Origin of the sequence: Pseudomonas sp. RIT778 (assembly GCF_019718735.1) — a bacterium.
GTDB classification, from domain to species: domain Bacteria; phylum Pseudomonadota; class Gammaproteobacteria; order Pseudomonadales; family Pseudomonadaceae; genus Aquipseudomonas; species Aquipseudomonas aphyarum.
In genome coordinates this window covers 121,054-122,393 of record NZ_JAIHBA010000018.1, presented here as the reverse complement: position 1 = coordinate 122,393, position 1,340 = coordinate 121,054, and the positions used below count along the sequence as shown (strand labels likewise).

Sequence of the window (1,340 nt, the reverse complement as noted above, 5' to 3'; positions counted from 1 at the left end):
GAGCGAGCCCTCTGGTTACTTCGCAGCCCAGGAATTGAAGCGCTGCTCCAGTTGCTCGCCGTTGTCAGCCCAGAAGCTGACGTCGATCTGCACCTGGTTGGCGATGTTTTCCGGAGTGGTCGGCATGTCTTTCAGGATCGCCTTGTCCAGCAACGGCACTGCCTGAGAGTTGGCCGGGCCGTAGGCGATGTTTTCCGAGTAGGTCTTCTGCTGTTGCGGCTGCACCGAGAACGCGATGAATTTCTTCGCCGCTTCGGCACGCTTGGCGTCCAGGCCTTTCGGGATGGCCCAGGCGTCGAAGTCGTAGATGCCGCCGTTCCACACCACTTTCAGGTTGGATTCTTTCTGCACGGCGGCGATACGACCGTTGTAGGCCGAGCTCATGACCACGTCACCGGAAGCGAGGTATTGCGGCGGCTGGGCGCCGGCTTCCCACCACTGGATGTTCGGTTTCAGCTCGTCGAGTTTCTTGAACGCGCGATCCTGACCGCCCTTGCTGGCCAGTTCCTTGTAGACGTCTTTCGGCGCAACGCCGTCGGCCATCAGTGCGAATTCGAGGGTGTACTTGGCGCCTTTGCGCAGGCCGCGCTTGCCCGGGAATTTCTTGGTGTCCCAGAAATCCGCCCAGCTGGTCGGTGCGGTTTTCAGTTTGTCGGCGTTGTAGGCCAGCACGGTCGACCACACGAAGAAGCCCACGCCACATGGCTGGATCGCGCCTTTGACGTAGTCTTCGGATTTGCCGAACAACGCAGGATCCAGTTGCTCGAACATGTCTTCGTCGCAGCCACGGGACAGTTCCGGCGATTCAACCTCTACCAGATCCCAGGACACGCTCTTGGTGTCGACCATGGCTTTGACCTTGGCCATCTCACCGTTGTACTCACCAGCGACGATCTTGCCGTTGCCCGCCGCTTCCCACGGTGCGTAGAAGGCTTTGACTTGCGCCGCCTTGTTCGCCCCGCCAAACGACACCACAGTCAGATCCGGCCCAGCGGCCATTGCGCTTGCCGCACCCATCAGGCCCAGGGTCAGGGCTGTGAACTTCAGGGATCTCAACATTTATTGTTCTCTCCACGTGCAGGGTTGGTGTTGGTATTGCGGGGCGTTTCAGTGCGCCTCTAGAAGTGGGTCGAGCGCACGAACGTGCTCGACCTGCCAGCCAAGCGGAACCACGTCGCCGACCGCGAGCGCTGGATCGAGCTCGGCAATCGGTTGTTTCACGAAGAAGTCGGTCTTGCCGCAGACTTCCAGGCGCACCCGGACGTGGTCGCCCAGATAGATGAATTCGGCCACCCGCCCGGAGAAGCGGTTGACGCATTGGTCGCTCGAACCGTTGAGGC

The 1,340-nt window shown here is 60.6% G+C and carries 2 protein-coding genes; both read right to left on the bottom strand.

Going from position 1 to position 1,340, the window contains the following annotated elements:
• Positions 1-15: 15 nt before the first annotated feature.
• Positions 16-1,059 (bottom strand): ABC transporter substrate-binding protein, encoded by a 1,044-nt coding sequence (locus K5E37_RS13945; RefSeq protein ID WP_007959933.1) that lies wholly within the window; start codon positions 1,057-1,059, stop codon positions 16-18.
• Between the two features lie 48 nt (positions 1,060-1,107).
• Positions 1,108-1,340, bottom strand: a 233-nt coding sequence (locus K5E37_RS29425; RefSeq protein WP_260404187.1) for a TOBE domain-containing protein, incomplete at its 5' end; no start/stop codon positions are given.